This window comes from Flavobacterium sp. UBA4854, assembly GCF_002399805.1.
Taxonomy (GTDB): Bacteria; Bacteroidota; Bacteroidia; order Flavobacteriales; family Flavobacteriaceae; genus Flavobacterium; species Flavobacterium ginsengisoli.
The window spans coordinates 690-901 of sequence record NZ_DHEI01000143.1; the positions used below are offsets into that span (position 1 = coordinate 690).

General features: G+C 44.3%; 1 pseudogene. It reads left to right on the forward strand.

Features of this window, described 5'->3' with window-relative positions:
• Positions 1-212: pseudogene (locus B3J44_RS20595) on the forward strand (DNA polymerase IV); the annotation flags it as partial.

Here is a 212-nt window from a genome sequence, read left to right on the forward strand (position 1 = left end):
ATTGATATGGATGCCTTTTATGCATCGGTAGAGCAGATGGACAATCCAGAACTAAGAGGCAAACCAGTTGCAGTTGGAGGTTCGGAGAATCGAGGCGTGGTTTCGGCCGCAAGTTACGAAGCAAGAAAGTTTGGTGTTCGCAGTGCCATCAGCGGAGTTTTAGCCAAAAAATATTGTCCAGATATTATTTTCGTAAGACCAAGATTTGATCG